We start from the raw sequence: 25,834 nt of genomic DNA, 5'->3' as shown, positions 1-25,834 counted from the left end.
GGAGCGCAAGCCGACCGCAACCGGTTCCCTGGCGGATCTGGGCCGAGCCTGGACACGTTCTCAAGCGCCAAAAGGGATATTCGCCACCTGTCGGCCTTCCTGGTGCCCGCCCTAGCAGCCCCCGAGAAGCGTGCGAGCCGCCTCTGCTGCACTCGGCGCGTCCGCCGAATCCAGCAGCAGGAGTTCCGTGATGGTGACCAGACGCACTCTGATGACCGCCCTGAGCGTCACCGGCGCCGGGCTGTTCACCGGCGCGGCGTTCACCCCGCTGATGACGGCGGGCGCCGCTCCGCGCGAGGAGGCCGCCGAGACCGGCGGGGCCGTCCCCGTCGGCCCCGCCGTTCAGCCGTTCCAGGTGCCGCTGCCCCTGCTGCCGGTGCTGACCCCCGGCGCGACGCGCGGCGGCGCCGACGTCTACGACATCACCATGCGCCGGACCCGCGCCGAGATCCTGCCGGGCCTGAGCACCGACGTCCTCACCTACGACGGGCACTTCCCCGGCGGCATCGTCCGGGCCCGCTCCGGGCGCCCCGTGGTGATGCGCCAGCACAACCAGCTGGGCGTGGACACCTCGGTGCATCTGCACGGCGCCTCGGTGCCCGTCACCAGCGACGGCGACCCGATGAACACCTTCGCCTCCGGGACGAGCCGCACCTACACGTACCCGAACCAGCAGCCGCACGCCTCGCTCTGGTACCACGACCACGCCCACCACTCGGAGTCCGAGAACTGCTACCGGGGCCTGTCGGGCAGCTATCTGCTCACCGACGACGTGGAGGAGGCGCTGCCGCTGCCGGCCGGGCGCTACGACGTCACGGTGGCGCTGCGCGACGCCCACTTCGGCGACGACGGGCAGCTGCTGTACATCCTGGACGACGCGGCGGGCCGTTCCACGATCCTGGCGAACGGCAAGCCGTACCCGTACCTCCGGGTCGCCGCCCGCAAGTACCGCTTCCGGCTGCTGAACTCGTCCAACCTGCGGTTCTTCGCGCTGCGGCTGGCCGACGGCTCGCCGTTCACCCAGATCGGCTCGGACGGCGGCCTGCTGCCGCGCCCCTTCACCACCGACTCGCTGCTCCTGTCACCGGCCGAGCGCGCGGACGTCGTCATCGACTTCTCCCGCTACCCGGTCGGCACGCAGCTGGTCCTGGAGAACACCCTCGGCCCCGGCGACCCGGACCGGACGGGCAAGGTCATGCGCTTCGACGTGGTGCGCAAGGCGCCCGACCCGAGCCGGGTGCCGTCCGTGCTGCGTACACTGCCGTCGCTCCCGCCGGTGACCGGGCGGCGCTCCTTCGATCTGAACGTCGCCCTCGTCGGCGGCGAACCGCAGGGCACCATCAACGGCCGCGTCTACGATCCCGCGCGCATCGACACCGACATCCCGTACGGCGCCAGCGAGGTCTGGACCGTCACCAACACCAACACCGACGTGCCGCACAACTTCCACATGCACCTGGTGCAGTTCCGCGTCCTGGAGCGCAACGGGAAGTCGCCGACCGGGGCCGAGGCGGGACTGAAGGACACCGTGTGCCTGCTGCCCGGCGAGACCGTCAGACTCCAGGCCACCTTCGACTCGTACCGGGGCACCTACGTCTACCACTGCCACCTGCTCGACCACTCGGCGATGGGCATGATGGCGCGGATGCGCATCAGCTGACCCGTCGCACCCTGGCACGCCCGTTCGAGTCTCGCTCGACGTTCGCTGGAGGAACGCTCGTGATCCTGTCCAGGGCGGCCTCCGCGCCCGCGGCGGGAGCAAAAGCACCTCTATCCTCGTCAACAGCGCGCCTCGGCACCCTACTTACGAACCGGACAAGAGCGAGGACGTACCGATGACACCCAATCCGTACCCGCAGCAGCAGGGCCCCGCCGGCGCGCAGGCGCCGTATCAGCAGCCCTGGGGCCAGCCCGCCGCCCCCGTGCCGCCGCGGGAGGACCGCCCGAACAAGGCCGCCGGCTGGCTGCACATGATCTCGGTGATCACGCTCGGGCTCATGGCCGGCCTGTTCTTCGCCTACGACGTCTCGGTGATGCCCGGCCTCGCCAACACCGACGACCGCACCTACGTCACCTCGATGCAGCAGTTCAACGCGGAGATCGACGGCAACGGCCTGTTCGCGCTCATCTTCATGGGGGCCATCGTCGCCGCGGGCCTCGCCGCGTTCCTGGAGTTCCGCCGGGGACGCAGGACGATCGCCCTGTGGGCCGGCCTCGCCGCCGTCCTCTACCTCGTCGTCCTGATGCTCACGATGGGCGTCGAGATCCCGCTCAACAACCAGCTCGCCGACCTCGGCAACCCGGCCAAGATCCACGACTTCTCCCTGGTCGACAAGTTCAAGGGGACCTGGGAGACCGTCAACATCTTCCGTACGCTCCTCAACACGGCGGCCCTGGGCTGCGCAGCGTACGCCGCCAAGCTGCACGGCCGCGCGGAGGCGCTGCTGTCCGTCGGCCGCTGAGCCGACGCCTTCCGGGAGGGCCGGTACGGGCACGGGCCCCGTACCGGCCCTCCCGCGCGTTCAGCTCCCGCCGTTCAGGACGAGGGCCCAGCACAGCAGCCCGGTGGCGGCGACGCACAGCAGGGTCCGCAGCACGTTCCCCCGCGCCCAGGCCCCCTCGAACGCCGCCCGCACCGCCTCGGGCCGCGCGATCCCGTCCACCGGACCCGCCGCCTCCAGCGCGTTGTTCAACGGGATGTTCAGGCGGCTGGTGACCCCCATCGACGCGATGTAGCAGACGAGCGCCGCGACGGTCGGCACCACCGCGTCCCGGTTCCCGCCGCCGAACTGGAGCCCGACCGCGAGCCCCGTGAACACGAGGGCCCCGATGTAGCCGAGCACGAACCATCCATTGAGGATCGCCACGTTGACCCGCTGCATCACATCGATGAACGTACGGTCCCCCGTACCGCGCAGCGCCGGCATCACGGAGATGGCGAAGCCGTAGAACAGCCCGCTGACCAGCCCCGTCGTCACGGTGGCCGCGATGAGCGCGAGCGTTTGTGCGATCTCCATTGCCTGACCCCTCAGCTTCTGCCGGTGCGGCGGTGCCTGCTCAAGTCAACTCTCCTCTGCGCAAAGGGAATGCAACAGGAAGGTCAAGTGCCGGAGTCCAGAGTACGGGGGCGCACGCGGCGGCGGGGCGCAATTGCGGCAGCCTGCGCGGGTGGACGGTCCGGACGTCAGGGCCGGAAGCGGGTCTGGCTGAACGCCTCGCCCCGGCCGAACGCGAGGACCTTCGTCGGCCGGACCGCGAACACCGGGACGACCGCGCCCGGCTCCCCGGAGGTCTCCGGCTGGGGCCCCTCCGGCCGGTGCCGGAAACCGCCCTCGACCGCGTCGTACGGCCACCCGATCTTCGCCATCCACAGCTCCGCGAGCCGCTCCAGCGTCCCGCGCTCGGCGACCCGCAGCGCGGGCCCCTCGACGACGACGTCGAGCCCCCGCGCGTACGCGTTGTTGCCCGTCGTCAGGACGCAGTTCGGATTCCGGGTGAGGTTGCGGCCCTTCTGCTCGTCGAGCCCCGTCGAGAAGTGCAGCGCCCCGTCGAGCCACACCGCCGGCAGCGGCGTCACATGCGGCCGCCCGTCGGGCCGGACCGTCGAGAGCCAGAAGATCTCGGCCCGTTCGAGTACGGCCTCCGCCTCGGCCCACGGGGTCGCCGTGGCACCGGCACTGCTGTAGTCGGGATGAAGCTCCGCCACGGGTTCGTTCGTCATGACTCCGCCGCCCTCGACATGGTCCTGGGAAACGTCCAGTCTGCGCGGCGACCAGGCTCCCCGCCCGCACGCGGGGCCGCCCGCGGCCCGAGGCTCCCCGGAACAGTCCAGCATGGCCCCATGGACATCGACACGGATACGGAGAAGAACGACGCCGTCCTCGTGCGCCCCGCCCTCGCGGCGGACGCGGACGCGCTGGCGGGGATCGACCCCGGACGGCGTGCGAGCATCGAGACGTGGTGCCGGCAGGGCGTGGCGTACGTGGCGCGGGACGCGGCGTCCGGGCCGCCGCTCGGGTACTGCGTGCTGGAGTACACGTTCTTCGAGCAGGGCTTCGTCACCCTCCTGATGGTGGCCCCCGAGGCCCGGCGCCGGGGCGTGGGGCACCGGCTGCTGGAAGCCGCGGCGGCCACGTGCACCACCCCGAAGCTGTTCACCTCGACCAACGTCTCCAACCAGCCGATGCAACGCCTGCTCCAACGCGCCGGCTGGACCCCGGCGGGCCTCCTCCACGGCCTGGACGAGGGCGACCCGGAGCTGTTCTACCGGCAAAAAGGGCGCGAGCTTCGGTGAAGCCCGCGGCTACGCTCGTGCCCATGCCGCACTCCCTTCCGCTGACCGCGCCCCTCCTCTCCGCCATGGGCGGCATCCCCGCGCAGGCGGAGCCCCTGGACAGCAGCCCCCGGTCGCGGGTGTGGCGGGTGCGGGCGGGGGACGCGCGGCCCGTGATCGTCAAGCAGATCACCGACGACGGGGACACCGGCGCCGACGCGGACGCGCGCTTCGCCCGGGAGGCCGCCGGGCTGCGGCTGGCGGGGCGCGGCTCCGTGGCCCCCGCGCTGCTCGCCACGGACCCGGCCGCGCGGGTCATGCTCCTCGAGTACGTGGACGACCTCGGCCGGACCGACGACTGGATGCCGGGATACGCCGACGCGCTCGCCCGGCTGCACGCCCTGACCGGGCCCGCCGACGCGGGCGCGCTCCCGGCCTGGTCCGGCCCCACGGCCGCCGACGCGGAGTCCTTCCTCGCCCTCGCCCGGGCGCTCGACGTGCCCGTGCCGGCCGCCGTCCCGGACGAACTCGCCGGGCTCCTGGAACGGCTCGACCCCACCGGGCACCACGCCCTGCTCCACGGCGACCCCTGCCCCGGCAACGACCTGCGCACCCCGGACGGCGTCCGCTTCGTGGACTTCGAGCGGGCCGCACTCGGCAACGGCCTGGTCGAGCTCGCGTACTTCCGCATCGGCTTCCCCACCTGCTGGTGCGCCCTGTCGGTCACCGCCGCACCGCTCAAGGAGGTGGAGGCCGTCTACCGGAGCACCTGGCGCGACCTCACCGGGAAGGACGTGCCGGGGGACCTCGCCGACGCGTGCGCGGGCTGGCTGATCCAGGGCGACGCGCTGGTCGAACGGGCGCACCGGGGCACGGCCGACCAGCTCGCCCGGGTGCCCGCCGAGGACTTCGAGTGGGGGTACGTCTCCGCCCGCGAACGCCTCGTCCACCGCCTGGGCGTCGTCGCGGACCTGGCCCGCGACCACGACCGCCTCCACGCCCTCGGCCACCTCGCCTCCGCCCTGGCCACCCGCCTGCTGGAGCGCTGGCCGGCCCTCCGCCCGCTGCCCACGGCGGACGAGCGGCCCTGGTACTGAACGGGCTGTCACCCGTACGGGTCGATTCCGCTCGCGCGGGGGCCGGGTAAGGAGGGCCCGTCCACCCCCGAGCAGCCTCCCGGAGGCACCCGTGCCCGAAATGAACGATCCCTACCGGCCCGGCACCCCGTGCTGGATCGACCTGATGGTCCCCGACCAGCAGGCGGCCCTCGACTTCTACTGCGACCTCTTCGGCTGGCAGGGCGAGGTGGGCCCGCCGGAACAGGGCGGCTACTCCGTCTGTACGCTCAAGGGCAAGCCCGTCGCCGGGATCATGAAGGCGATGAACCCGGACGGCACGGTGCCGGACCCGATGCCGCCGACGGCGTGGACGACGTATCTGTCGACCGACGCCATCGACGCCACGCTCAGGTCCGTCACCGAGGCCGGCGGCACGGTCGTCGTCCCTCCGATGGACGTCATGGACCTCGGCCGCATGGCCGTGATCGCCGACCCTGCGGGCGCCGTCTTCGGACTGTGGCAGCCCGGCACCTTCGGCGGCGCGGCCATCGTCAACGAGCACGGCGCGCTGATCTGGAGCGAGCTGACCACCCCCGACCCGGACGCGGCGTCCGCGTTCTACTCCGCCGTCCTGCCGGTGACGGCGACCCCCTCCGAGATGGAGGGCGCCGACGGCTACGTCGAGTTCCAGGTCGACGGGCGGGCGGTGGGCGGCATGATGGACATGAGCAAGGTGCCGCCGAACGTCACGCCGCACTGGCAGCCGTACTTCGCGGTGGACAGCGTGGACGACATCCAGGCGGCCGCCGTCCGCGCCGGCGCCACGGTCCTGGCCCCCGCCTTCGACATGGTCGCCGGCCGCATGGCAGTCCTGGCCGACCCGCAGGGCGGAGCGTTCTCGGTCATCGCGCCGAAGGCGTCGTAGCGACCGGCCCGACCGGGCGCGGGGAGGACGCCACCTCCCCGCGCCCGACGCCGTACGCGCGGGCGAAGAGCGTGGCGTGTCACCGGCTCGTGGCGTCCCGGGGCGGAGGAGCGGTGGAGCTGCGCGGCACCAGGCGGGGGACCTGTGCCGCGTGCGAGGTGGCTTCCCGGTGCGTCATGACGTCGTACAACGTCTCCGTGACGTCGGCTCCGAAGGAGAACACGTCGTGCTGCATCGCCGACAGCGTGGGCCGGGTGAGCTGGCACAACTGGGAGTCGTCCCAGGCGAGGAGCGAGAGATCGTGGGGCACCGACAGGCCGAACTCCGAGGCGACGCCCAGTGCCGTGACGGCCATCAGGTCGTTGTCGAAGACGATCGCCGTCGGACGCTCCGCCGCCAGCAGCAGCGTGCGGCATGCCCGGCTGCCCTGGTCGGCCGAGAAGTCGGCGACCACCGTGCGCGCCTGGAGGCCCAGCTCCTCGGCCGTTTCGGTGAAGGTTCTGGTGCGAATGGCGCTGTGCCCCAGCTCCGCCGGTCCGCTGACCCGGGCGATGCGCCGGTGGCCGAGCGCGGCGAGGTAGCGGACCGCCTCCGCGGTCGCGGCCGCGTCGTCGGTCCATACCGACGTGAAGGGGCCGGCCAGGGAGGGATGACCCACGGCCACGGCGGGCAGGCCGATCTCCGAGAGCGCCGGGATGCGCGGGTCGTCCACCCTCAGGTCGACCAGGATGCTGCCGCTCACCCGGTTGGCCTGCCACCACTCCCGGTGCACCTCGATCTCCTCCTCGGGCTCCACCAGCCTCAGCAACAGGGAGCAGGAGTGGCGGGTCAGGACGCTCTCGATACCGGAGATGAACTCCATGTAGAAGGGTTCGAGGCCCAGCATCCGGGCCGGCCGGGCGATCGCCAGGCCCACCGTGTGCAGGCCCTGCCCGGACAGCGACTGGGCGGCCTGGTTCGGGCTCCAGCCGAGATCCCGGGCGGCTTGGAGGATGCGCTCCTTCGTCTTCGCGGAAACACCCGGCTTGTTGTGCACCGCGATGGTCACCGCGGAGGGCGAGACGCCCGCCAGCCTGGCAACGTCTTTGATCGTCGCTTTGCGCCGGTCGCTGGGGGACGCTGCCGTCTGACTCACCGGAGTTCCGCCTTTGTGTCGTGGTCGTGCCTGGGGCGGGTGCCGGACGGGCCGGTGGTGATAGAGCGTGCGAGCACCGCGCTTCCCCACCCTAGCCGTTGCCGTCCCGGCGGACCGAGGCACGGTTGATCGTTCCGGAGCCGATCCACCGCTCAAGCGTTTTACCGCACTTCCCCCGGTCCGCCGGCCCGGCATCCTGCGGGTTCAGCGGCGACCCCAGGTGTAGGTGACCGTCGCGCCCGCCGCGACCTCGGTGGTCAGCCGCACTCCCGGTGCGACGACCTCGGTCGTCCGGTCGTCCGTGCCGGGGTTGTGCACGATCAGGGCGGTGCTGCCGTCCGGGTTGCTGAAGGCGGACGTCTGGAGCGGCGCGGTGTCGCCTTCCGGGGCCGCGACGTTCGCCGCTATCCGGACGGATCCGGGGCGGGTGAAGCGGGAGAAGTGAGACAGCGTGTAGTAGTTCGTGTTGTACCTGACGGCCCCGCTCGCCGAGTCGACGGTCACCGCGCCGTCGCAGCCGGTGCAGCCGCCGGTGTGCGGGCCGTGCTTCTCGTCCAGGGCGAGATTCCAGAAGATCATGCTGCGCGACCAGTTGTTCATGGCGCCGATGGTCCGGGTGATTCCACCGCCGCTGCACTCGGTCTCGAAGATGTCCTTGTCCGGGAACGCCGCCTTGAGCGCGGTCTGGGCGCTGGGGTCGCCGTAGTAGCAGTGGTAGGCGGTGCCCGCGATCCACTTGCCCGCGCGGGAGTTCAGCAGGTCGTGGGGGTAGGTGAGCTCCGGGTCCTCACCCGCGTCCACGTGGGCCCGCACGTCGAAGGGGTGCTCGGCCCAGTTGTGGTCGAAGCCGAGGATCTTGGTGCGCAGACCTGCGGCCTTCAGCGCCGGACCGAGCTTCTCGATCACCTTCGCCTGCTGCGCCACGGGCAGGTCGGTGCCCGGATAGTCCGCGCGCAGCAGGGCCTGGGGCTCGTTCTGCACGGTGAGGTAGTCCACCGGGACGCCGGCCGCCGCGTACGCCTGGACGGACTTGACCAGGTAGCGGGCGTAGACGTCATAGATCTTCGGGTCGTCGATGAGCTTGCCGTCGATCATCGAGCCGTTGGTCTTCATCCAGCCGGGCGGGCTCCACGGACTGGCGATGATCCGCAGACGCGGGTTGAGCGCCTTCGCCTGCCGGATGAGGGGCAGGATCTGGGCGCGGTCGTGGGCGACGGAGAAGTGGGTGAGGCCGAAGTCGGTCCGCCCGGGCGGCATGTCGTCGAAGCTGTACTGCGAGGTGGCGAAGTCCGAAGCGCCCAGGGGCTGGCGCAACATGCTGAAGCCGTTGCCCTCCCGGGGGCTGAACAACTGCTTCATCAGCGCGTCCCGGTCCTTCTTGCCGAGGCGATGGAGCACGGCCGCCGAGGAGTCCGTGATGGACGCGCCGAAGCCGGTGAGCTTCTGGAAGCGCAGGTCCGGCTCGACGTAGACGGTGGTGTCGGCGGGTCCGGACGCCGGTGTCACGGCGGCGGGCGCGCCCAGTTGCGCCCCGGTGGTACGGGCATCGGTCGTCCACTGCCGGACCCCGGCGGCGGCTTCCGCGCCCGGCGCCCGTGCGCCGGCGGGGTGGGTGGCCGTCAGGACGGTCAGCAGTGCACAGCCGGCAGCCAGTACGGCGGCCCGGCGGCGGTCGGCGGTCATGCTGCGGATCATGTCACTCCCAGTTGGTAGAACGTTCTAGTGATGATGCATCTGAAAGTCAGTCCTGTCCCGGTTCTGCGCAACTAAAACGCTATACTCCACTCTCGCCACCTCCCGCTCCCGCGCTTCTGCGGAGGCCCTTCCTTCCGGACGGAGAACAGTCATGGCCATCGGCACCTTTGACACACCGGCCACTTCTCGGGAGCCGGTCCACGACCGCCTCCTGGCCGCCCTCGACATCGGTGGCACGAAGATCGCCGGTGCCGTGCTGGACACCCGCGGCACGGTGCTGTGCCGGGCCGAGCGGCGGACCCCGGCGTCCGACGCCGCTCCGCGGGTGTTCGGGGCTGTGGGCGCGGTGCTGGAGGAGCTGGCCGCGACGCCCGAGTGGGGGCGGGTGGAGACGCTGGGGATCGCCAGCGCCGGTCCCGTCGACATCGCCCGGGGCCGGGTGAGCCCGGTCAACATTCCCGGCTGGCGGGACTTCTCCCTGGTCGAACAGGTGCGTGCCCTGCCCGCGGTGACCGGCCTTGAGGTCCTGCTGTGCGGGGACGCGGTCGCGATGACCGCCGCGGAGCACTGGATCGGCGCGGCGCGCGGCTGCCGGGACGCCCTGTGCCTGGTGGTGTCCACCGGTGTCGGCGCCGGACTCGTGCTGGACGGGGAGGTCCGCAACGGCCCCACCGGTAACGCCGGGCACCTCGGGCACATATGTGTGGACCTCCTCGGTGACGAGTGCGCCTGCGGGTCGCGCGGCTGCGTGGAGCAGTTGGCCAGCGGTACGGCACTCACCCGGCAGGCTCTTCGGGGCGGCTGGCGCCCGTCGGGCCCGGCCGACGGCGCGGCGCTGGCCGCGGACGCGCGAGCCGGAATCGGTGCCGCTCTCGCCGCCTTCGACACCGCCGGGCGGGCCTTGGCCGCGGGCATCGCGGCGGTCGCGACACTTGTCGAGATCGAGGTGGCGGTGATCGGGGGCGGTGTGGCCGAGGCGCACGACGTGCTGTTCCCGCCGCTGAAGGAGCACCTGGCCGCCTACGCCGCGCTTCCGTTCGCTGCCGGAGTGCGGGTCGAGCGTGCCGCCCTCCGTGCTGACGCCGGTCTGGTCGGAGCCGCGTTCCTCGCCGCCGGCCGGCACCCGGCCGACGCTCGCTAGCCGGCGGCGGTGCCCGTACGGCACCGAGCGGGAGCTCGGTGCCGTACGGGCCCGGGGCTCGGGGAGATGCGGCCGGATCAGGTGGGGAGGTGCCAGGTCTGCCAGGGGTTGGTGTTGCGGTCCCAGATCTGCAGGCGGGTGCCGTTGGCGGTGCTGCCGCCGGGGACGTCGAGGTACCGGCCGGACTGGGGGTTCTTCAGGTGTCCGTCGGACTCGGCGCTCCACTGCTGGGCGCCCGAGCCGTTGCAGTCCCACAGTTGCAGCTTGGTGCCGTTGGCGGTGCCCTGTCCGGTCACGTCCAGGCACTTGCCCAGGGCGCGGATTGTGCCGTCCGTTCCTACCGTCCACTTCTGCGCGTTCGAGCCGTTGCAGTCGTACAACTGCACCGCGGTCCCGTTCCCGGTCCCGGCCGCGGCCACGTCGGCACACTTGCCGCCCACCCCCACAACCGGTCCGGTGCGGTCCGTGGGCGGCGTGGTGGGGCCCCCGCCGCCGGCCGGGATGCTGACCTGACCCTGGCTCAGGACACGGGAGTCGTTGAAGGTGGTCTGGAGGCCGGAGGCGGAGTTGGCGGATGTGAGGTACTCGGCCCAGATCATGAACCAGGCCCAGCGCGGCTGCGCGGCGAGCTGGGCCGGTGTCGGGACAGTGCCCACCTCGGCCAGGGAGATGGGCTTTCCGTGGGAGACGTTGACCAGAGCCTGGTACCAGTCGTTCGTCGGATAGCCCTTGTTCCACGGGTCGAGGCTCGCGACGTCGACGTAGTCGTCGCCCGGGTAGAAGCCGGACACGCCTGCGGAGCCGTTGTTGGCGTCGGTGTCCTTGACGTTCCACACCCAGACGATGTTGTCCAGGCCCTTGGACGTCAGGTAGTCGTGGGTGATCCGGAACAGCCGGGCGCTGCCGTTGGCACCGGAGCGGCCGCCCCACCAGGCCCAGCCCTCGTTCATTTCGTGCAGCGGGCGGAAGAGGACCGGGATGCCGGCGTCCTTGAGCTGCCGCAGGTAGGAGACGGCCCCTTCCAGCTTGTTCTTGTAGGCGGTGTTCAGAGACGTGCCGTCGGTGATCAGTTGCTGCCACTCGGAGTCCGAGAGCCGGCTGCCGTTGATGCCGCCCTCGAACTCGCAGCTCGCCACGTCCGGGCGGCACATGTGCCAGGTCAGACTGACGAGCGAGCCGTTGTCCCACTCGGTTTTGGCCTGGTTGACGAGAGTCTGGCGGTTGGCCACGTCGGTGGCGCGGAATCCCAGTTCACCGCCCCACAGGCCCGGCCATTTACCGGTGAGGGAGTGCGCCTGCGCGGTGTACTGCGACGGATTGCTGAGCGGCTCCTTGTTGTGGACACCGCTCACCACGTGATTGCCGCTGATCTGCTTCAGGTAGTCGACCACCGCCTGGGGCGTGGAAGGACCGGCGGCCTTCGCTGTCGGCGCGGGCGGCACGGCGGCCTGTGAGGGGGCGGCGGCCAGCCAGCCGGCGACGGCCAGAGGAAGGGCCGTGAGTGCGGCCAGGTGCTTGCGCGTGAAGATCTGCGATCTCAAAGGGGGGCCCTCTCGGGGGGCGCGCATGACATCGATGTCCTGCGCGGCGGATGGGGGAGGAGCGACGCCTGGAAGCTAGGGCGGGGTGCGGGGCGTGTCAATGCATTCGACGACTCTTATATAAAACGCACTAGTTCCTCTGATCGACCTGTCGAACCGGTCGTTCGGCGCTTCTCTGCTGGTGAAAGGTTGATCGGGGCCCTGCGGTGACCAGGTGGGAGCGCTCCCTCTACTTGAACGGTCTATGGACACGGCTCTTTCCCCGTCCTACGGTGACGCGACCCCTCGCCGGCCCCGCAACTCCCCGCGTCCGCCCGGCCCGCGCACCCCTCCGCCCCTCAACGGAAAGGCTCCTCACCATGCGTACATCCATGGCGGCCACAGCCGCCGCCCTGGCGATCACCGCCTTGCTCGCCGTCTGCACCCCACCCGCCGCGTCCGCCTCCGCGCTTGCCGCAGGGCCGGTTGTGGGGGTGGGCGGCAAGTGTGCCGACGTGGCCGCGGCCGGGACCGGGAACGGGACCGCGGTGCAGTTGTACGACTGCAACGGCTCGAACGCGCAGAAGTGGACGGTAGGAACGGACGGCACAATCCGCGCCCTGGGCAAGTGCCTGGACGTGACCGGACAGGGCACCGCCAACGGCACCAAGCTGCAACTGTGGGACTGCAACGGCTCGGGCGCCCAGCAGTGGAGCGCCGAGTCCGACGGACACCTGAAGAACCCCCAGTCCGGCCGGTACCTCGACGTCCCCGGCGGCAGCACCGCCAACGGCACCCGCCTGCAGATCTGGGACCGCAACACCAACCCCTGGCAGACCTGGCACCTCCCCGACGGCACCACTCCGCCACCGGGCTCGTGCGCACCGGCACTCGGCAGCGGCCAGTACGACACCCCCGTCACCTTCGGCGGCAAGACGTATCAGGTACGCGTCCACGTGCCGCAGCGCGCCGCGGGCGCCAGGCTGCCGCTCGTCCTCGACCTCCACGGCAGCCAGTCCACCGGCCCCGGGCAGTTGTCGTACAGCAACCTGGCGCCCGTCGCGGACGCGAAGGGGTTCGTCGTCGCGGCGCCGACCGGGGCGACGCCCAGCGGCAGCGGCTACATCTGGAACGTGCCGTACGTGACGTCCGGCGCCACCCGGGACGACGTCGGCTTCCTGCGTCAGGTCATCGACACACTCACCGGGTCCGCCTGTCTCGACCCCAGCCGGATCTACGCCACGGGCTACTCCGGCGGCGGCCGTATGACCTCGGCGCTGGGCTGCCTGCTGTCCGACCGGATCGCCGCCATCGCACCGGTTGCCGGTCTGCGCGCCGGGCGGCCCGACCCGGCGAACGGCGGCCGGCCCGATCCCGCGAGCTGCACGCCCTCGCGGTCGGTGCCGGTCATCGCCTTCCACGGCAGGCAGGACACCACCAACCCCTACGACGGCGGCGGGGACAACACCGCCTGGCGCTACTCGGTTCCCGTGGCGCAACAGCGCTGGGCGGCACTGAACGGCTGCACCGCGGGCCCCGCGGTCACGCAGGTCACCGCACACGTACAGCGCAGCGTCTACAGCAGTTGCCGGGGCCAGGGCGACGTGGAGCTGTACACCGTCTCCGACGGCGGGCACACCTGGCCGGACTCGCCCCAGGACAACGGCAACGGGAAGGTCACCCACGAGATCAGCGCCAACGACCTCATGTGGGACTTCTTCCAGCGGCACCCCATGCCCTGACCGCCTCGGCCGCTACTCGAACGATCTGGACGACTCCCCGTCGTTCGTAAGTCCTCCCCGTGTCCACCTCGTAAAAGATGAACTAAAACGTTCTATGGACACAGGTCGATGTTCCCTCTACGTTGGGCACCTGTCAGCCGCCTTCGCCCGACGACGGGACACCGTCGCCGCGTGGCCTCCCGTGCGGCGTGTCCCATCAAGCACAGCTCAAGCACAAGGAGTTGGATCCGGCATGCGAAGAACAGTCCTGGCCGCCGGCGGAGCCGTCCTCGCACTGACCCTCACGGCGTGTGCCGGATCGGGCGGCGGATCTTCCTCGTCCGACACGGCCACCGCGCCCAAGGACTCCGCGAAGGTCTCCGGCACCATCACGGTCCTCACCAACCGCACCGACCAGGTGCAGGACGGCACGCTCAAGGGCTACGCCGAGCGGTTCAAGAAGGAGTACCCGAACGTCACGGTGAAGTTCCAGGGCCTCACCGACTACGAGGGCGACGTCAAGATCCGCCTGAACAGCGAGAACTACGGCGACGTCCTGTCCATCCCCAACGCGGTACCGCTCAAGCAGTACCCGACCTTCTTCGCTCCCCTCGGCTCCGCCGCCGAACTGTCGAAGACGTACGACTTCACCGACCGCGCCACCGTCGACGGCAAGGTCTACGGCATCGCCAACATCGGTACCGCCAACGGCTTCGTCTACAACAAAGCCGTCTGGAAGCAGGCCGGCGTCACCGACTGGCCGACCACACCGAAGGAATTCATCGACGCGCTGCAGGCCATCAAGGACAAGACCGGGGCGACGCCCTACTACACGAACTACCACGACGGGTGGCCGATGACGAACTGGGGCAACGCCCTCGGTTCGCCCAGCTGCGACCCGGCGGCCAACGACAAACTGGCCACCACCAAGGAACCCTGGGCGGCCGGGCAGGATCTGCACACCGTGGACTCGCTGCTGTACGACATCGTGCACGACAAGCTCGCCGAAGCCGATCCGACCACCACCAACTGGGAGAACTCCAAGAAGCTGATCGGCACCGGCAAGGTCGCCACCATGTGGCTCGGCTCCTGGGCCGTGGTGCAGATGCAGGCCGCCGCGAAGGAGGCGGGCAGGAATCCCGACGACATCGGCTTCATGCCCTTCCCCACCCAGAAGGACGGCCACTTCTGCTCGGTGGTGCGGCCCGACTACCAGTACGGCGTCAGCGCCCACTCCAAGAACAAGGCGGCCGCGAGGGCCTGGCTGGACTGGTACATCAACAAGTCCGGTGACGCCCAGGCGGCCCTGTCCATCTCCTCGGTCAAGGGCACCGCACTGCCCGCCCCCCTGAAGCCCTTCGAGGCCGCAGGCGTCGAGTTCGTCCACCTCGTCAACGAGAAGACGGCCCAGGTGGACGAGATCGACAAGGCGTCCGAGGTCGGTCTGAACGCCCAGGACTACCCGCAGCGCATCGTCGACACGGCGCGCGGCACCACCGGGGGCAGCCTGGACAGCGTCCTGAAGGACCTCAACCAGAGGTGGTCGGAGGCCCAGGCGGCCATCGGCTGACCGGCCACCCGCAGAGACCGGGGACTCCCGCAGCGGCCGCGCCCGGAGCGCCGACGACATCTCCGGGCGCGGCCGGCCACCGGCGGGCCCCCACCGTACGCAGCCCACCTGTGCCGCTCACCGCAGCGGCGATCGGAAGAAGGACCGGATGAGCGCACCGCGCACTGCGGGCCGCACACCTCCCGCTCGTAACCCGGCGCCGCCGGATGTGCCCGCCGCACTCCCTCGTAAGGCCGTGCGGCACAAGCCCCCCGCCCGGGCGCGCCGCGGCCGCGGAAACCGTTGGTTCACCCCGTGGCTCTACCTGGCCGTGCCGCTCGCCTTCCTGGTGACGTTCACCTGCGTGCCGGTGGTCAGCCTCTTCTCGTACAGCCTCACCGACTGGGACGGGCTGAGCCCGACGAGCACCTATGTGGGTCTGGACAACTACACGGAACTGTTCACCAGGCCGCAGCTCTTCCGCGTCTTCTGGGTCAGCCTCTTCTACCTCGCCGGATCAGCCGTCCAGATCGGCCTGGCGCTCTACTTCGCCACCGTGCTCAGTTTCCACACCCGGCTGCGCAACCTCTTCAAGGGCATCCTCTTCTTCCCCTACCTGATCAACGGCGTGGCGATCGGCTTCGTGTTCCTCTACTTCTTCCAGCCCGGCGGCACCCTGGACACGGTGCTGCACTGGTTCGGCGCCGGCCCCCACCTGTGGCTGGGCGACCCCGACCTGGTCAACACCTCGCTCGCGGGTGTCTCGGTGTGGCGCTTCATGGGGCTGAACATGGTGCTGTTCATCGGCGCCATCCAGTCCATTCCGCCGGAGCTGTACGAAGCCGCCGCGCTGGACGGGGCGAGCCGCTGGCAGCAGTTCCGGCACATCATCGCGCCGAGCATCCGCCCCATCCTCTCGCTCAGCGTCATCCTCGCGGTCTCCGGAGCTCTGTCGGTGTTCGAGATCCCGTACGTGATGACCGGCGGCGCCAACAACAGCCAGACCTTCGTCATCCAGACCATCAAGCTGGCGTTCAACTTCAACAAGACGGGCCTGGCCTCGGCCGCGGCCGTCGTCCTGCTGGTGCTCGTCCTGCTGATCACCTGGTTGCAGCGGGCGCTTTTCCCGGACGAGAAGGCGGAGCGGTCATGATCACGGTCACCGAGTCGGCTCCGGCCCCCCGCAGGGCGAACACGCCGTTGCGCAGCCGCATCGCCTCATTCCTCAAGTACCTCTCCCTGGTCCTCGCGAGCGCCGTGGTCCTGGTGCCTCTCGCCGCCGTTCTCCTCACCTCGCTGCGCAGCAGCGGGGAGATGGCGCAGGACGGCGCGCTGGCCCTGCCCGGCAACTGGCTGAACGTGCACAACTACGCGGTCGCCTTCACCGACGGCCACATGCTGCGCGCCCTGGGGAACACCACGTTCATCCTGGTCTTCTCGGTCCTGGGCACCGTCCTGATCGGGTCCATGACCGCCTATGCCATCGACCGCTTCCACTTCCCGTTCAAGAAGCTGGTCATGGGGCTGTTCCTGGTCGCTTCGCTGGTGCCCAGCGTGACCACGCAGGTCGCGACCTACCAGATCGTCAACGGGATGGGAGTGATGGACACCCGGTGGGCGCCCGTCCTGCTCTACATGGGCACCGACATCGTGTCGATCTACATCTTCCTCCAGTTCATCCGGTCCATCCCGGTCTCGCTCGACGAGGCGGCCCGGCTGGACGGCGCGAACTCCTTCACGATCTACCGGCGCGTCATCCTGCCGCTCCTGAAGCCGGCTGTCGCCACCGTGGTCATCGTCAAGGGCGTCGCCGTCTACAACGACTTCTACATCCCCTTCCTCTACATGCCGAGTGACGGCCTCGGCACCATCTCCACCTCGCTGTTCCGCTTCAAGGGCCCCTACGGCGCCCACTGGGAAGTCATCTCCGCGGGTGCGGCACTCGTCATCGTGCCCAGCCTCGCCGTCTTCCTGGCGCTCCAGCGATTCATCTACAACGGCTTCGCCGCCGGCGCGACCAAATGAGCGATCAAGGAGTACGCATGAAGGTCAGCACGCCCCTCACCAGCGGCTGGACCCTGAGCCTCGACCCGGCCCGGCACGTCCCCGACGAGGCTCCCGATGCCCTGCGCGAGGCGGCCCGGCTGCCCGCGACCGTGCCGGGCTGCGTGCACACGGACCTGCTGGACGCCGGGCTGATCCCGGACCCTTTCGTGGACCTCAACGAGACGGAGGTCGCCTGGGTCGGCCGTGCCGACTGGTCCTACCGCACCGGTCTGAACACGACGGCGGACGCGACCGGACACGAGCGCACCGATCTCGTGTTCGACGGTCTGGACACGGTCGCCGAGGTCCGCCTCGACGGCCGGCTGCTCGGCACCACACGCAACATGCACCGTTCCTACCGGTACGACATCACCGGCAGGACGGACCCCGGACGGGAGACGCCTCTCCAGGTCGACTTCACCTCCGCCTACCAGGAAGCGGAACGCGTACGGGACCTGCTGGGACCACGTCCGAACGCCTACCCCGAGCCCTTCAACTTCGTCCGCAAGATGGCGAGTTCATTCGGATGGGACTGGGGGCCCACGCTGGTCACCGCTGGTATCTGGCGGCAGGCACGCCTGGAGCACTGGTCGGTGGCCCGGATCGCCGAAGTCCGCCCGGAGGTCACTGTGGCCCCCGACGGCACCGGGCGGGTACGGCTGCACCTGCGGGTCGAGCGCTCCGCGCGCGGCGCCGAGCGCGACCTGCACGCCGTGCTGGACATCGCGGGCGTCGAGACGGGCGTCCACCTGCCGCCGGGCTCCACGACGGCCACCGTCGAGGCCGAGGTGCCGGACCCCGACCTCTGGTGGCCGCGCGGCTACGGGGAACAGCATCTGTACACCTGCACGCTGCACCTCACCGACGCCGAAGCGCCCACCGAGGCGCTGGACCGGTGGGAGCGCCGGGTCGGCTTCCGCACCGTCGAGCTGGACACGTCCCCCGACGCCGCGGGCAGCGGCTTCACCCTCGTGGTCAACGGCGTGCGGACCTTCGTGCGCGGCGTGAACTGGATCCCCGACGACGCCCTGATCACGCGCGTCGACGCCGCCCGCTACCGGCGCCGCCTGACCCGGGCCGCGGACGCGGGCGTGGATCTCGTACGCGTCTGGGGCGGCGGCGTCTACGAGAGCGAGGCCTTCTACGACATCTGCGACGAGCTGGGCCTGATGGTCTGGCAGGACTTTCTCTTCGCCTGCGCCGCCTACCCCGAGGAGGAGCCGCTGCGCTCGGAGGTCGAGGCGGAGGCCCGCGAGAACGTCGTCCGCCTCATGCCGCACGCCTCTCTGGTCCTGTGGAACGGCAACAACGAGAACCTGTGGGGCTTCCGCGACTGGGACTGGGAGCCCGAGCTGGCCGGTGCGACCTGGGGCGAAGGCTATTACCTGGACGTCCTGCCGCGCGTCGTCGCCGCCACCGACCCGACGCGGCCCTACTGGGCGGGCAGCCCCTGGTCCGGCTCGCGCGACCTGCACCCCAACGATCCCGGCCACGGGACCAGCCACTCCTGGGAGGTGTGGAACCGCCTCGACCACGCCGCCTACCGCGACGACGTGCCCCGCTTCGTCGCCGAGTTCGGCTGGCAGGCTCCTCCGGCCCACGCCACGCTGAGGCGTGCGGTCACCGACGACCCCCTGACGCCCGACTCCCCCGGCGTCCTGCACCACCAGAAGGCCGAGGACGGCAACGGCAAGCTCGCCCGGGGGCTCGCCCCGCACTTCGCTGCCCCCACCGACTACGACACCTGGCACTACCTGACCCAGGTCAACCAGGTACGCGCCGTCACCACCGGTGTCGAGCACTGGCGCGCTCACTGGCCGCACTGCGCCGGAGTGATCCTCTGGCAGCTCAACGACTGCTGGCCGGTCACCAGCTGGGCCGCCATCGACGGCGACGAACGCGAGAAGCCGCTCTACCACGCCCTCGGCCGCCTCTTCGCCGACCGCCTTCTCACCTTCAGGCACATCGACGGCCGCCCGGCCCTGACCGCGGTCAACCAGAGCGGCACGCCCTGGAGCTGTGAGGTCTCCCTGCGCCGGCTCGACGTCAACGGCGCGGTGGGGGCCGAGCAGCGCGTCGCACTCGACGTCCCCGCGCGCGGGGTGACCGATCTGGAGATCCCCGCCGCCCTGACCACGGCGCAGGACCCGCGACGGGAGTTGCTCGTCGCCGACGCGGACGGCCTGCGCGCGCTGCACTTCGCGGTCCCGGACCGGGAGTTCGCGTACCCGCCGGCCGAGGCCGTCGTCAAGGTCACCCCGCAGGAGGGCGGCGCTCAGGTGACGGTGACCGCGCACACCCTGGTACGGGATCTGCTGCTCCAGGCCGACCGCCTGCACCCCGAGGCCCGTGCCGACCGCGGCTTGGTGACGCTGCTGCCCGGGGAAAGCGTGGACATCACCCTCACCGGTTGGGACGGCCGGAGCGTGGAGGCCCTTCCGGGCGCCCTTCGCGCGGTCAACGGATCCGGCGCACCGATCAGCTTCGGTGACGCGTCGCGCTGAGGACACCCGCGACCGGCGAGGTCCCGTGCCGCACTCCGCGGACCGGGGCCTCGCCCGGGTCCTCAGGAACGGCTGGGGACGACCCCGGCCCCGGGGTGTGCCGTACGGCTCCGCCGCCCCGGCAGCAGGAACGGCGTGCCCAGGATGAGCACCCCCGCCACCGCGAGGGCCGGGCGCGGTCCGGTGACGTCCGCGAGCAGCCCGGCGAGCGCGGTGAGCACGGCGATGGACGCCTGCTGCCCGATCGACCAGGCCGTGAGCATGCGGGCGACGAGGTGCTTGGGCGTGTGTTCCAGCCGGTACGTGGAGAGCACCGGCCCGTACAGGCTCATGTTGACGATGATGGCCAGCTCGACGGCCATGACCGTGAGGAGCCCGACGACACCCGGTCGTACGAACACCAGCCCGATCAGCCAGACCGCGCGCAGGGTGCCCACGGTCCGGAAGACCCGGTCGCGGCCGTAGCGGGCGACGACCCGGCGGGCCAGCCGGGAGCCGATGAGGCCGCCGAGACACGGAGCGGCGAAGGCGAGACCGTACTGCCAGGGCGGAAACCCGAGCCGGCGCAGCAGGAGGACCGCCAGCAGCGGTTCGGTGGCCATGATCAGGCCGCCGACGAGGACCTGGTTGAGGTAGAGCGCCCGCAGCACGGGGTGCCCCAGGATGTGCCGCCAGCCGGCGAGCAGCGCGCCCGCCCGCAGCGGGCTCCGGTCCGCCGGGCCCGGCGCGTCCTCCTTGCCCCGGATCGCGGTGATGCCGAGCGCGGAGAGCAGATAGCTGAGCGCGTCGGCCACCACGGTGGTGACCGGCCCGAGGACCCCGATCGCCGCGCCGCCGAGGGGCGGGCCGACCGCGATGGAGCTCCAGTTCGTGGACTCGAAGCGCGCGTTGGCGACGAGCAGGTCCTCCTGCCGGACGAGCGTCTTCAGATACGCGCCGCTCGCCGCGCCGAACGCGATCTTCGCCGCGGCGACCACGGCCGACACGACCAGCAGCTGGACGAACCCGAGCAGCCCGAAGGCGTACGCGACCGGGACCGACGCCATGGCCGCGAACCGGACCAGGTCCATCCCGATCATGACGGGCCGCTTACGCCGGAACTCCACCCACGGCGCGAGTGGCATCGCGATCAGCGCCCCCACGGCGGGCCCGACCGCCGCCAACGCGGACACCTGGGCGGGCCCGGCGTCCAGCACCAGCACGGCGAGCAGCGGCAGGGCGCCGAACCCGAGGCCCGACCCGTACGCACTCACGGCGTAGGCGGCCCACAGCCAGCCGAACGGCCGCCCCAACGCTCTTCTGCCCATGCCGCCTCACCCGTACAACCCGAAATAGCCGGGTGAGAGCTAACCGCTCGACGGAACCGCAGGTCAAACAACCATCGACGGGCAGAAGCACAACCAGCGGTTGTTCACTAGGCTGCCCTGCCATGGACCTCCAAGCAGTGCGCACGTTCGTCGCCATCACGGAAGCGGGCGGCTTCCAGAAGGCCGCGGCCGACCTGTCGGTCACCCAGCAGGCCGTCTCCAAGCGCATCGCCACGCTGGAGGCGGCCCTCGGCGTACGCCTCTTCACGCGCGCCCCGCGCGGCGCCGAGCTCACCATCGACGGCCGGGCGTTCCTGCCCCACGCACACGAACTGCTGCGCGCGGCCGAGCGCGCGAGCGCGTCCGTACGCCCCGGGCACCGCCCGCTCCGCGTCGACGTGATCGCGTCCCGCACCGCGCAGTCGAGCCTGATGCGCGCCTTCCACCGGGCGCACCCCGCCATCCCCCTCGACGTGATGATGCTGGTCAGCATGGACACGGCCGTGGCCGCGCTCCGCACCGGCGAACTCGACGCGACGTTCCGCGCGGTGGCCGCCCCCGGCCACCCCCTCCCCGAGGACATCGCGTCCGCCCGCGTCCTGGACGAACCCCTCCAGCTCCTCACCGGCCCCGCCCACGCCCTGGCCGACGCCCCCTCGGTGACCCTCACCGACCTGGCGGGCCACCGCATCTGGATGCCCGGCGTCGCCCCGGGCACGGAGTGGGGCGCCTACTACGACGACCTGTCGGCGGAGTTCGCCCTCACGATCGAGGCGACGGGCCCGAACTTCGGCTCGGACGTCCTGCTGGACACCATCGCGGACACCCCGGCCCTGGCCACGTTCATGGGCGAACACTCCCGCCTCATTTGGCCCGAGACCCACGCCCTCCGCCGCATCCCGATCACCGGCCCGACCCCGGTCTACCCCCACTCCCTCCTCTGGCACCGCGACAACCCGCACCCCGGCCTGGCGACGCTCCGGTCGTACGCGGGCGCGGCGGGGGAGTGGGGGGCGGCGGGGAGCTGGGTGCCGGGGTGGGTGATCGAGCGCTGAACGGGCAGCGGCTGAGCGCTCAGCCTTGGCCGAGGACGTTGCCGTTGGTGCGGTGATTGACCGTGTCGCCGGTCCAGGCCCTGCCGACAGGCGGAACGCCTCCGCGTCCCCCTCGATCACCCGGCTAAGGTGCCCGGCATGAACGCCATAGCGCTGCGCGGTGCCACGATTCACTACGACGACCTCGGGCCCTCCGCAGGACTGCCGGTCCTGTTGGTTCACGGGCATCCGTTCAACCGCACACTGTGGGCGCCCCAGAGCGAGGCGCTGGCCGAGGCGGGGTATCGGGTCGTCACCCCTGATCTGCGGGGTTACGGCGACAGCAGCGTCACCCGGGGGAAGGTGTTCCTCTCCGACTTCGCCGATGATCTCGCGGCGCTCCTCGACCACCTGGGCATCGAGCGGGCCGTGGTCGGCGGCGTCTCGATGGGCGGTCAGATCGCCATGGAGTTCCAGCGCCTGCACCCGCGGCGAGTGCGCGCCCTGGTCCTGTCCGACACCTCCGCCCCCGCCGAGACCGAGGACGGCAAGGCGTTCCGTAACCGCTTGGCCGACCGGCTTCTCGCCGAGGGCATGGACGGTTACGCGAACGAGGTGATCGACAAGATGCTCGCCGCGTACAACGTCGCGGCGATGCCGGAGGTCGCCGGGCGCGTCCTGGGCATGATGCGTGCCACGGATCCCCACGGCGCGGCGGCAGCCCTGCGCGGGCGGGCCGAACGCCCCGACTACCGGGACACGTTGGCGGCGGTCCGGAAGCCGGTGCTGGTCGTGGTCGGTGCGGACGACGTCTACACCCCGGTCGCGGACGCCGAGGCGATCCGCGACCTCGTTCCCCACGCGACCCTGGCCGTCGTGGAAAAGGCCGGCCACCTGCCCGGCGCCGAGCAGGCCGAGTCCTTCAACGCCGCTCTGCTGGACTTCCTCACCACCCGAGTGGCCAGCGGTGACTGAGCCGCACCCGCTCCTCGCCTACTTCACCGACGCCGCGCACGGTCATTTTCCGCCCTGCGACGGCGGCGTGACGGTGTTGCCGCCGCTGTCCGGCGGCCTGGAGGCATCGGTCGCCTTCACGGGGCACGCGGTGATCGCCACCGCACTCGACCCCGCTGAAGTGCTCGCCCTGAGACCCGACGGCTTCGGTGCCTCCCTGGCCCCCGGCATCCTCCGCCACCTCGCAGGCACCGAGGGGACCATCGGCGTCACCGACGCCACCCTGACGGCCCGCGGCGCCGGTGGAACGCCCCGACTCGCCGAGCTGGGGGACGAGGCACACGATCACCCACGCGTCCTGCACGCCCGCGAGCTGAGGACCGACATCAAGGTCTACGGCGACGAGCGGGGGCTGATCACGTTGGCAGACGGCCTCGCCGGACGGCATGAACTGAGCATCGAACTGCATGCCCCTCACCACGGCAGCCACGGCCACGGACGTGGCCTCCTGACGGACGCCCTCACGCTCGTGCCGGCGGGCGAACCGCTCTTCGCCGCCGTGTCCCCGGGCAACGCCCGGTCGCTCCGGGCCTTTCTGGCCTCCGGATTCACTCCGATCGGCAGCGAAGTGATCCTCCGGCCCCGGCGATCGGCGGAGCGCTGAGGACGACTCAGCCGGGGGTGCCCGCCCCCGTCGCCACCTCCGCCAGCCGCCCCAACCCCGCCTTGATCCGGTCCGGCGTGACCCCCCGCTCCCGCTGGTGCAGGAACACCTCCGCGGCCAGCGGCGCGAGCAGGGTGTCCGCCAAGGCCTCCGGGTCCGGGGTGCCCGCCTGGCGGAGGAGGGTCAGCACGTGGGCGCGCCAGAAGCCGTACGCGCCCACCGTGAGGCGCTTCGCGCCGGATTCGGCGCCCAGGATCAGGTGGCTGTGCCGGTCCAGCAGGTCGACCATGGCCGAGAAGAAGGCGGCGAGCCGTTCGTGGGGCGGGGCGCCGGGGCCCAGGGGCGGGGCGCCGCGCAGCAGTTCCTCCTGGAGGAGGCGTTCGTGCTCGTCCAGGAGCGCCGCCGCGATGGACGTCACGTCCGGGTAGCGACGGTAGAGCGTGCCCCGGCCGACGCCGGCCGTGCGGGCGATGTCCTCCATCGTGACGGTCAGGGGGTCCCCGGTCTCGAACAGCCGGGCCGCCGCCGCGAGCACCTTGGCGCGATTGCGTGCCGCGTCCGCGCGTTCCCTCATCTCCACCACGGCCTCAGCCTACGGCAGTCCCCGAAACAAGCGGACACCGCGTCCGGTTCGTTGGTAGGGTCGCGATCGTCGTTGTAAGTGGACACGCCGTCCGTTTGACCCTGCTCCAGAGGGAGAACGCCTCCATGACATCCCCGACCCTCCTCCACCTCGATGCCAGCGCCCGCCGCCACTCCTTCAGCCGCGAGCTCGGCGACGCCGTCGCCGGTGCCTGGCGCACCGCCCACCCCGGCTCCACGTACCTCCATCGCGACCTCGCACTCACTCCGGTCCCGCAGATAACCGAGGCGTGGACCGAGCTGTGCGACCACATCCTGGAGCACGGCATCACCGACCCCGGCCGCTACCGCGAAGCGGTCCGCACGCCGGAGCAGGCCGCCGCCTGGGCGGTCGTCGAGCCGCTGCTCGCCGAACTCGTCGCCGCCGACACCGTCCTCATCGCCACGCCCATGTACAACTTCTCGGTCCCCGCCTCGCTCAAGGCATGGATCGACCAGGTGACCTTCCCCAAGATGTCCCTGGCCGGACGCCGCTTCGTCGTGGCGTACGCACGGGGCGGGGCGTACGGGCCGGGCACGCCGCGCCACCCGTACGACCACCAGGAGCGCTACCTGCGCGACTTCTTCGCCGGGCACTTCGCCATCCCGGACGAGGCGATGGACTTCCTCGGCACCGAGCTGGTCAACGCCCGCGTCGATCCCGCGCTCGCCGCCCGCCGTTCCGCCCACGACGCGTCCCGCGAGGCCGCGTTGGCGGCGGCCCGGAAGATCGGGGGAGCGTGGTGAGCTGGCTGCTGCTCCTCGCGGCGGGGCTGGTGGAGGTCGCCTGGTCGCAGAGCATCAAGCCCACGGCCGGTTTCACCCGCCCGCTGCCGACCCTGGTCTGCTTCGTGCTCGCCGCCGGCGCGGTCTACCTGCTGTCCCTGGCGATGCGGAACCTGCCGGTCGGCACGGCGTACGCGGTCTTCACCGGGATCGGCGCGCTCGGGGCGATCACCCTGGGCATCCTCGTCCACAAGGACCCGGTCTCGGCGGGCCGTATCGCCGCACTCGCCCTGATCGTCGGGGGCGTGGCCCTGGCCCGGGTGACCTCGCCGGAGGGCGCGTAGGGTCGGGCCATGGGCGTCGACCTCACCACACTGATCGCCGACTGGTCCTGGCTGGCCGAGGTCCCGCCCCCGGAACGGCTGGTGCGGCTGCGGAACGCCTGGTACGACGAGGCGACCGGGTTGTGGGACTGCGACGAGCACGGGACCGGCGGCGGGTGGGAGTGGCCGCGCGGGCCGCACAGCGCGCACTTCGGCGTGTACGAATTTCCGGGCACCCTCGGCTCGTACAAGCCGCACTTCTGGGCGGGCCAGGCGTGGGAGAAGGCCCGCGACCACGTCGACGCGGACGTGCGGGCGGAGCTGGACGCGCTGCTCGGCGGGCTGTTCTGGGACGGGCCGGACTTCGATGACGAGGAGCCGGGCGAGGGCCACGCCTTCTTCTCCGGGGGCTACGGCCTGCTGGTCGCGCAGTCCCCGGAGGGCGTACGGGGACTGCACGCGACCTGGGAGCGCGTACGGCCCCGGCTCGACGAGCTCCGCGCGTCATCCGGGGAGAGCGACGTGGCGTCCCGGTTCAGCGACGTCGACGCCTTCGTGCGCCTCCTGACCGACTGGGGCGGAGTCCTGGCCGAGGCCGCCCGCCGGGGCTGGGGGATCGCGGGCCTGAGCGAATGAGC

At 71.3% G+C, this 25,834-nt stretch carries 24 protein-coding genes; 17 read left to right on the top strand and 7 right to left on the bottom strand.

What is annotated here, in order from left to right:
• Positions 1-190 precede the first annotated feature (190 nt).
• Both ACFZAT_RS31450 and ACFZAT_RS31445 read left to right on the top strand, forming a co-directional pair.
• On the top strand, positions 191-1,660 hold the full coding sequence (locus ACFZAT_RS31450; protein WP_391268983.1) for a multicopper oxidase domain-containing protein: 1,470 nt from the start codon (positions 191-193) through the stop codon (positions 1,658-1,660).
• A gap of 175 nt (positions 1,661-1,835) precedes the next feature.
• The gene (locus ACFZAT_RS31445; RefSeq protein ID WP_391268982.1) at positions 1,836-2,462 is read left to right on the top strand and encodes an anthrone oxygenase family protein; all 627 of its coding nucleotides are present in this window, start codon (positions 1,836-1,838) and stop codon (positions 2,460-2,462) included.
• A 60-nt stretch (positions 2,463-2,522) separates the two neighbouring features.
• Here ACFZAT_RS31445 and ACFZAT_RS31440 read toward each other — a convergent pair whose 3' ends face one another.
• Positions 2,523-3,017 carry an anthrone oxygenase family protein gene (locus ACFZAT_RS31440; RefSeq protein ID WP_391268980.1) on the bottom strand — a complete coding sequence of 165 codons (495 nt, stop codon included), beginning with the start codon at positions 3,015-3,017 and terminating at the stop codon, positions 2,523-2,525.
• Between the two features lie 167 nt (positions 3,018-3,184).
• Entirely contained in the window at positions 3,185-3,721 is a 537-nt protein-coding gene (locus ACFZAT_RS31435) for a pyridoxamine 5'-phosphate oxidase family protein (RefSeq protein WP_391268978.1), read from the bottom strand.
• A 120-nt stretch (positions 3,722-3,841) separates the two neighbouring features.
• Between ACFZAT_RS31435 and ACFZAT_RS31430 the strand changes: the two genes are divergently transcribed.
• From ACFZAT_RS31430 to ACFZAT_RS31420, 3 genes are all read left to right on the top strand, one after another.
• Positions 3,842-4,294, top strand: a complete 453-nt coding sequence (locus ACFZAT_RS31430; RefSeq protein WP_391268976.1) for a GNAT family N-acetyltransferase — start codon at positions 3,842-3,844, stop codon at positions 4,292-4,294.
• 23 nt (positions 4,295-4,317) lie between these two features.
• Positions 4,318-5,370 (top strand): phosphotransferase, encoded by a 1,053-nt coding sequence (locus ACFZAT_RS31425; RefSeq protein ID WP_391268975.1) that lies wholly within the window; start codon positions 4,318-4,320, stop codon positions 5,368-5,370.
• A 100-nt stretch (positions 5,371-5,470) separates the two neighbouring features.
• Positions 5,471-6,256, top strand: a complete 786-nt coding sequence (locus ACFZAT_RS31420) for a VOC family protein (RefSeq protein ID WP_391269032.1) — start codon at positions 5,471-5,473, stop codon at positions 6,254-6,256.
• Positions 6,257-6,335: 79 nt separating this feature from the next.
• Here ACFZAT_RS31420 and ACFZAT_RS31415 read toward each other — a convergent pair whose 3' ends face one another.
• Positions 6,336-7,391: a substrate-binding domain-containing protein gene (locus ACFZAT_RS31415; RefSeq protein ID WP_391268973.1), complete on the bottom strand. Its 1,056-nt coding sequence runs from the start codon at positions 7,389-7,391 to the stop codon at positions 6,336-6,338.
• 204 nt (positions 7,392-7,595) lie between these two features.
• Positions 7,596-9,074 carry a glycoside hydrolase family 30 beta sandwich domain-containing protein gene (locus ACFZAT_RS31410; protein ID WP_391268971.1) on the bottom strand — a complete coding sequence of 493 codons (1,479 nt, stop codon included), beginning with the start codon at positions 9,072-9,074 and terminating at the stop codon, positions 7,596-7,598.
• Positions 9,075-9,237: 163 nt separating this feature from the next.
• Between ACFZAT_RS31410 and ACFZAT_RS31405 the strand changes: the two genes are divergently transcribed.
• Complete coding sequence (locus ACFZAT_RS31405; RefSeq protein WP_391268970.1) at positions 9,238-10,227, top strand: ROK family protein; 990 nt, start codon at positions 9,238-9,240, stop codon at positions 10,225-10,227.
• Positions 10,228-10,304: 77 nt separating this feature from the next.
• On the opposite strand, the gene ACFZAT_RS31400 is transcribed toward ACFZAT_RS31405, so the two are convergent.
• The gene (locus ACFZAT_RS31400) at positions 10,305-11,768 is read right to left on the bottom strand and encodes a glycosyl hydrolase (protein ID WP_391268968.1); all 1,464 of its coding nucleotides are present in this window, start codon (positions 11,766-11,768) and stop codon (positions 10,305-10,307) included.
• 359 nt (positions 11,769-12,127) lie between these two features.
• On the opposite strand from ACFZAT_RS31400, the gene ACFZAT_RS31395 reads away from it, so the two are divergent.
• The 5 genes from ACFZAT_RS31395 to ACFZAT_RS31375 all read left to right on the top strand — a co-directional run bounded on the left by ACFZAT_RS31395 (position 12,128) and on the right by ACFZAT_RS31375 (position 19,567).
• Entirely contained in the window at positions 12,128-13,489 is a 1,362-nt protein-coding gene (locus ACFZAT_RS31395; protein ID WP_391268966.1) for an RICIN domain-containing protein, read from the top strand.
• A 232-nt stretch (positions 13,490-13,721) separates the two neighbouring features.
• The gene (locus ACFZAT_RS31390; RefSeq protein ID WP_391268965.1) at positions 13,722-15,038 is read left to right on the top strand and encodes an extracellular solute-binding protein; all 1,317 of its coding nucleotides are present in this window, start codon (positions 13,722-13,724) and stop codon (positions 15,036-15,038) included.
• A gap of 148 nt (positions 15,039-15,186) precedes the next feature.
• A complete protein-coding gene (locus ACFZAT_RS31385) occupies positions 15,187-16,170 on the top strand; it encodes an ABC transporter permease subunit (protein ID WP_391268964.1) in 984 nt (327 codons plus the stop codon).
• Positions 16,167-17,042 (top strand): ABC transporter permease subunit, encoded by an 876-nt coding sequence (locus tag ACFZAT_RS31380; RefSeq protein ID WP_391268962.1) that lies wholly within the window; start codon positions 16,167-16,169, stop codon positions 17,040-17,042. Before ACFZAT_RS31385 ends, ACFZAT_RS31380 begins: the two co-directional genes overlap by 4 nt.
• A gap of 17 nt (positions 17,043-17,059) precedes the next feature.
• Positions 17,060-19,567, top strand: a complete 2,508-nt coding sequence (locus ACFZAT_RS31375) for a glycoside hydrolase family 2 protein (protein ID WP_391268960.1) — start codon at positions 17,060-17,062, stop codon at positions 19,565-19,567.
• A gap of 62 nt (positions 19,568-19,629) precedes the next feature.
• Here ACFZAT_RS31375 and ACFZAT_RS31370 read toward each other — a convergent pair whose 3' ends face one another.
• Positions 19,630-20,874 (bottom strand): MFS transporter, encoded by a 1,245-nt coding sequence (locus ACFZAT_RS31370; protein WP_391268958.1) that lies wholly within the window; start codon positions 20,872-20,874, stop codon positions 19,630-19,632.
• Between the two features lie 122 nt (positions 20,875-20,996).
• On the opposite strand from ACFZAT_RS31370, the gene ACFZAT_RS31365 reads away from it, so the two are divergent.
• The 3 genes from ACFZAT_RS31365 to ACFZAT_RS31355 all read left to right on the top strand — a co-directional run bounded on the left by ACFZAT_RS31365 (position 20,997) and on the right by ACFZAT_RS31355 (position 23,526).
• Positions 20,997-21,929: a LysR family transcriptional regulator gene (locus ACFZAT_RS31365; RefSeq protein ID WP_391268956.1), complete on the top strand. Its 933-nt coding sequence runs from the start codon at positions 20,997-20,999 to the stop codon at positions 21,927-21,929.
• Between the two features lie 138 nt (positions 21,930-22,067).
• On the top strand, positions 22,068-22,883 hold the full coding sequence (locus tag ACFZAT_RS31360; protein ID WP_391268955.1) for an alpha/beta fold hydrolase: 816 nt from the start codon (positions 22,068-22,070) through the stop codon (positions 22,881-22,883).
• Positions 22,876-23,526 carry a hypothetical protein gene (locus tag ACFZAT_RS31355; protein WP_391268954.1) on the top strand — a complete coding sequence of 217 codons (651 nt, stop codon included), beginning with the start codon at positions 22,876-22,878 and terminating at the stop codon, positions 23,524-23,526. The genes ACFZAT_RS31360 and ACFZAT_RS31355 overlap by 8 nt, the downstream gene beginning before the upstream one ends.
• Positions 23,527-23,533: 7 nt before the next feature.
• Here ACFZAT_RS31355 and ACFZAT_RS31350 read toward each other — a convergent pair whose 3' ends face one another.
• Positions 23,534-24,100: a TetR family transcriptional regulator gene (locus ACFZAT_RS31350; RefSeq protein WP_391269030.1), complete on the bottom strand. Its 567-nt coding sequence runs from the start codon at positions 24,098-24,100 to the stop codon at positions 23,534-23,536.
• A 134-nt stretch (positions 24,101-24,234) separates the two neighbouring features.
• On the opposite strand from ACFZAT_RS31350, the gene ACFZAT_RS31345 reads away from it, so the two are divergent.
• Genes ACFZAT_RS31345 through ACFZAT_RS31335 form a run of 3 tightly spaced genes read left to right on the top strand, consistent with a single transcriptional unit; the run spans position 24,235 to position 25,832 of the window.
• On the top strand, positions 24,235-24,894 hold the full coding sequence (locus ACFZAT_RS31345; protein ID WP_391268953.1) for an NAD(P)H-dependent oxidoreductase: 660 nt from the start codon (positions 24,235-24,237) through the stop codon (positions 24,892-24,894).
• Positions 24,891-25,217 (top strand): SMR family transporter, encoded by a 327-nt coding sequence (locus ACFZAT_RS31340; RefSeq protein ID WP_391268952.1) that lies wholly within the window; start codon positions 24,891-24,893, stop codon positions 25,215-25,217. The genes ACFZAT_RS31345 and ACFZAT_RS31340 overlap by 4 nt, the downstream gene beginning before the upstream one ends.
• Before the next feature lie 9 nt (positions 25,218-25,226).
• Positions 25,227-25,832, top strand: a complete 606-nt coding sequence (locus ACFZAT_RS31335; protein WP_391268950.1) for a hypothetical protein — start codon at positions 25,227-25,229, stop codon at positions 25,830-25,832.
• Positions 25,833-25,834: the final 2 nt, after the last annotated feature.

The sequence above is a fragment of the Streptomyces sp. NPDC008163 genome, from assembly GCF_042956885.1.
GTDB lineage: Bacteria > Actinomycetota > Actinomycetes > Streptomycetales > Streptomycetaceae > Streptomyces > Streptomyces drozdowiczii_A.
The sequence above is the reverse complement of the archived record's forward strand: the minus strand, read 5'-3'. Positions and strand labels throughout refer to the sequence as shown.

What these genes read in the sequence shown, in the direction of transcription:
- ACFZAT_RS31450 (WP_391268983.1), top strand. Translation starts at nt 191, where the DNA reads ATGGTGACCAGACGCACTCTGATGACCGCCCTGAGCGTCACCGGCGCC.
- ACFZAT_RS31445 (WP_391268982.1), top strand. Translation starts at nt 1,836, where the DNA reads ATGACACCCAATCCGTACCCGCAGCAGCAGGGCCCCGCCGGCGCGCAG.
- ACFZAT_RS31440 (WP_391268980.1), bottom strand. Translation starts at nt 3,017, where the DNA reads ATGGAGATCGCACAAACGCTCGCGCTCATCGCGGCCACCGTGACGACG.
- ACFZAT_RS31435 (WP_391268978.1), bottom strand. Translation starts at nt 3,721, where the DNA reads ATGACGAACGAACCCGTGGCGGAGCTTCATCCCGACTACAGCAGTGCC.
- ACFZAT_RS31430 (WP_391268976.1), top strand. Translation starts at nt 3,842, where the DNA reads ATGGACATCGACACGGATACGGAGAAGAACGACGCCGTCCTCGTGCGC.
- ACFZAT_RS31425 (WP_391268975.1), top strand. Translation starts at nt 4,318, where the DNA reads ATGCCGCACTCCCTTCCGCTGACCGCGCCCCTCCTCTCCGCCATGGGC.
- ACFZAT_RS31420 (WP_391269032.1), top strand. Translation starts at nt 5,471, where the DNA reads ATGAACGATCCCTACCGGCCCGGCACCCCGTGCTGGATCGACCTGATG.
- ACFZAT_RS31410 (WP_391268971.1), bottom strand. Translation starts at nt 9,074, where the DNA reads ATGACCGCCGACCGCCGCCGGGCCGCCGTACTGGCTGCCGGCTGTGCA.
- ACFZAT_RS31405 (WP_391268970.1), top strand. Translation starts at nt 9,238, where the DNA reads ATGGCCATCGGCACCTTTGACACACCGGCCACTTCTCGGGAGCCGGTC.
- ACFZAT_RS31395 (WP_391268966.1), top strand. Translation starts at nt 12,128, where the DNA reads ATGCGTACATCCATGGCGGCCACAGCCGCCGCCCTGGCGATCACCGCC.
- ACFZAT_RS31390 (WP_391268965.1), top strand. Translation starts at nt 13,722, where the DNA reads ATGCGAAGAACAGTCCTGGCCGCCGGCGGAGCCGTCCTCGCACTGACC.
- ACFZAT_RS31385 (WP_391268964.1), top strand. Translation starts at nt 15,187, where the DNA reads ATGAGCGCACCGCGCACTGCGGGCCGCACACCTCCCGCTCGTAACCCG.
- ACFZAT_RS31380 (WP_391268962.1), top strand. Translation starts at nt 16,167, where the DNA reads ATGATCACGGTCACCGAGTCGGCTCCGGCCCCCCGCAGGGCGAACACG.
- ACFZAT_RS31375 (WP_391268960.1), top strand. Translation starts at nt 17,060, where the DNA reads ATGAAGGTCAGCACGCCCCTCACCAGCGGCTGGACCCTGAGCCTCGAC.
- ACFZAT_RS31370 (WP_391268958.1), bottom strand. Translation starts at nt 20,874, where the DNA reads ATGGGCAGAAGAGCGTTGGGGCGGCCGTTCGGCTGGCTGTGGGCCGCC.
- ACFZAT_RS31365 (WP_391268956.1), top strand. Translation starts at nt 20,997, where the DNA reads ATGGACCTCCAAGCAGTGCGCACGTTCGTCGCCATCACGGAAGCGGGC.
- ACFZAT_RS31360 (WP_391268955.1), top strand. Translation starts at nt 22,068, where the DNA reads ATGAACGCCATAGCGCTGCGCGGTGCCACGATTCACTACGACGACCTC.
- ACFZAT_RS31350 (WP_391269030.1), bottom strand. Translation starts at nt 24,100, where the DNA reads ATGAGGGAACGCGCGGACGCGGCACGCAATCGCGCCAAGGTGCTCGCG.
- ACFZAT_RS31345 (WP_391268953.1), top strand. Translation starts at nt 24,235, where the DNA reads ATGACATCCCCGACCCTCCTCCACCTCGATGCCAGCGCCCGCCGCCAC.
- ACFZAT_RS31335 (WP_391268950.1), top strand. Translation starts at nt 25,227, where the DNA reads ATGGGCGTCGACCTCACCACACTGATCGCCGACTGGTCCTGGCTGGCC.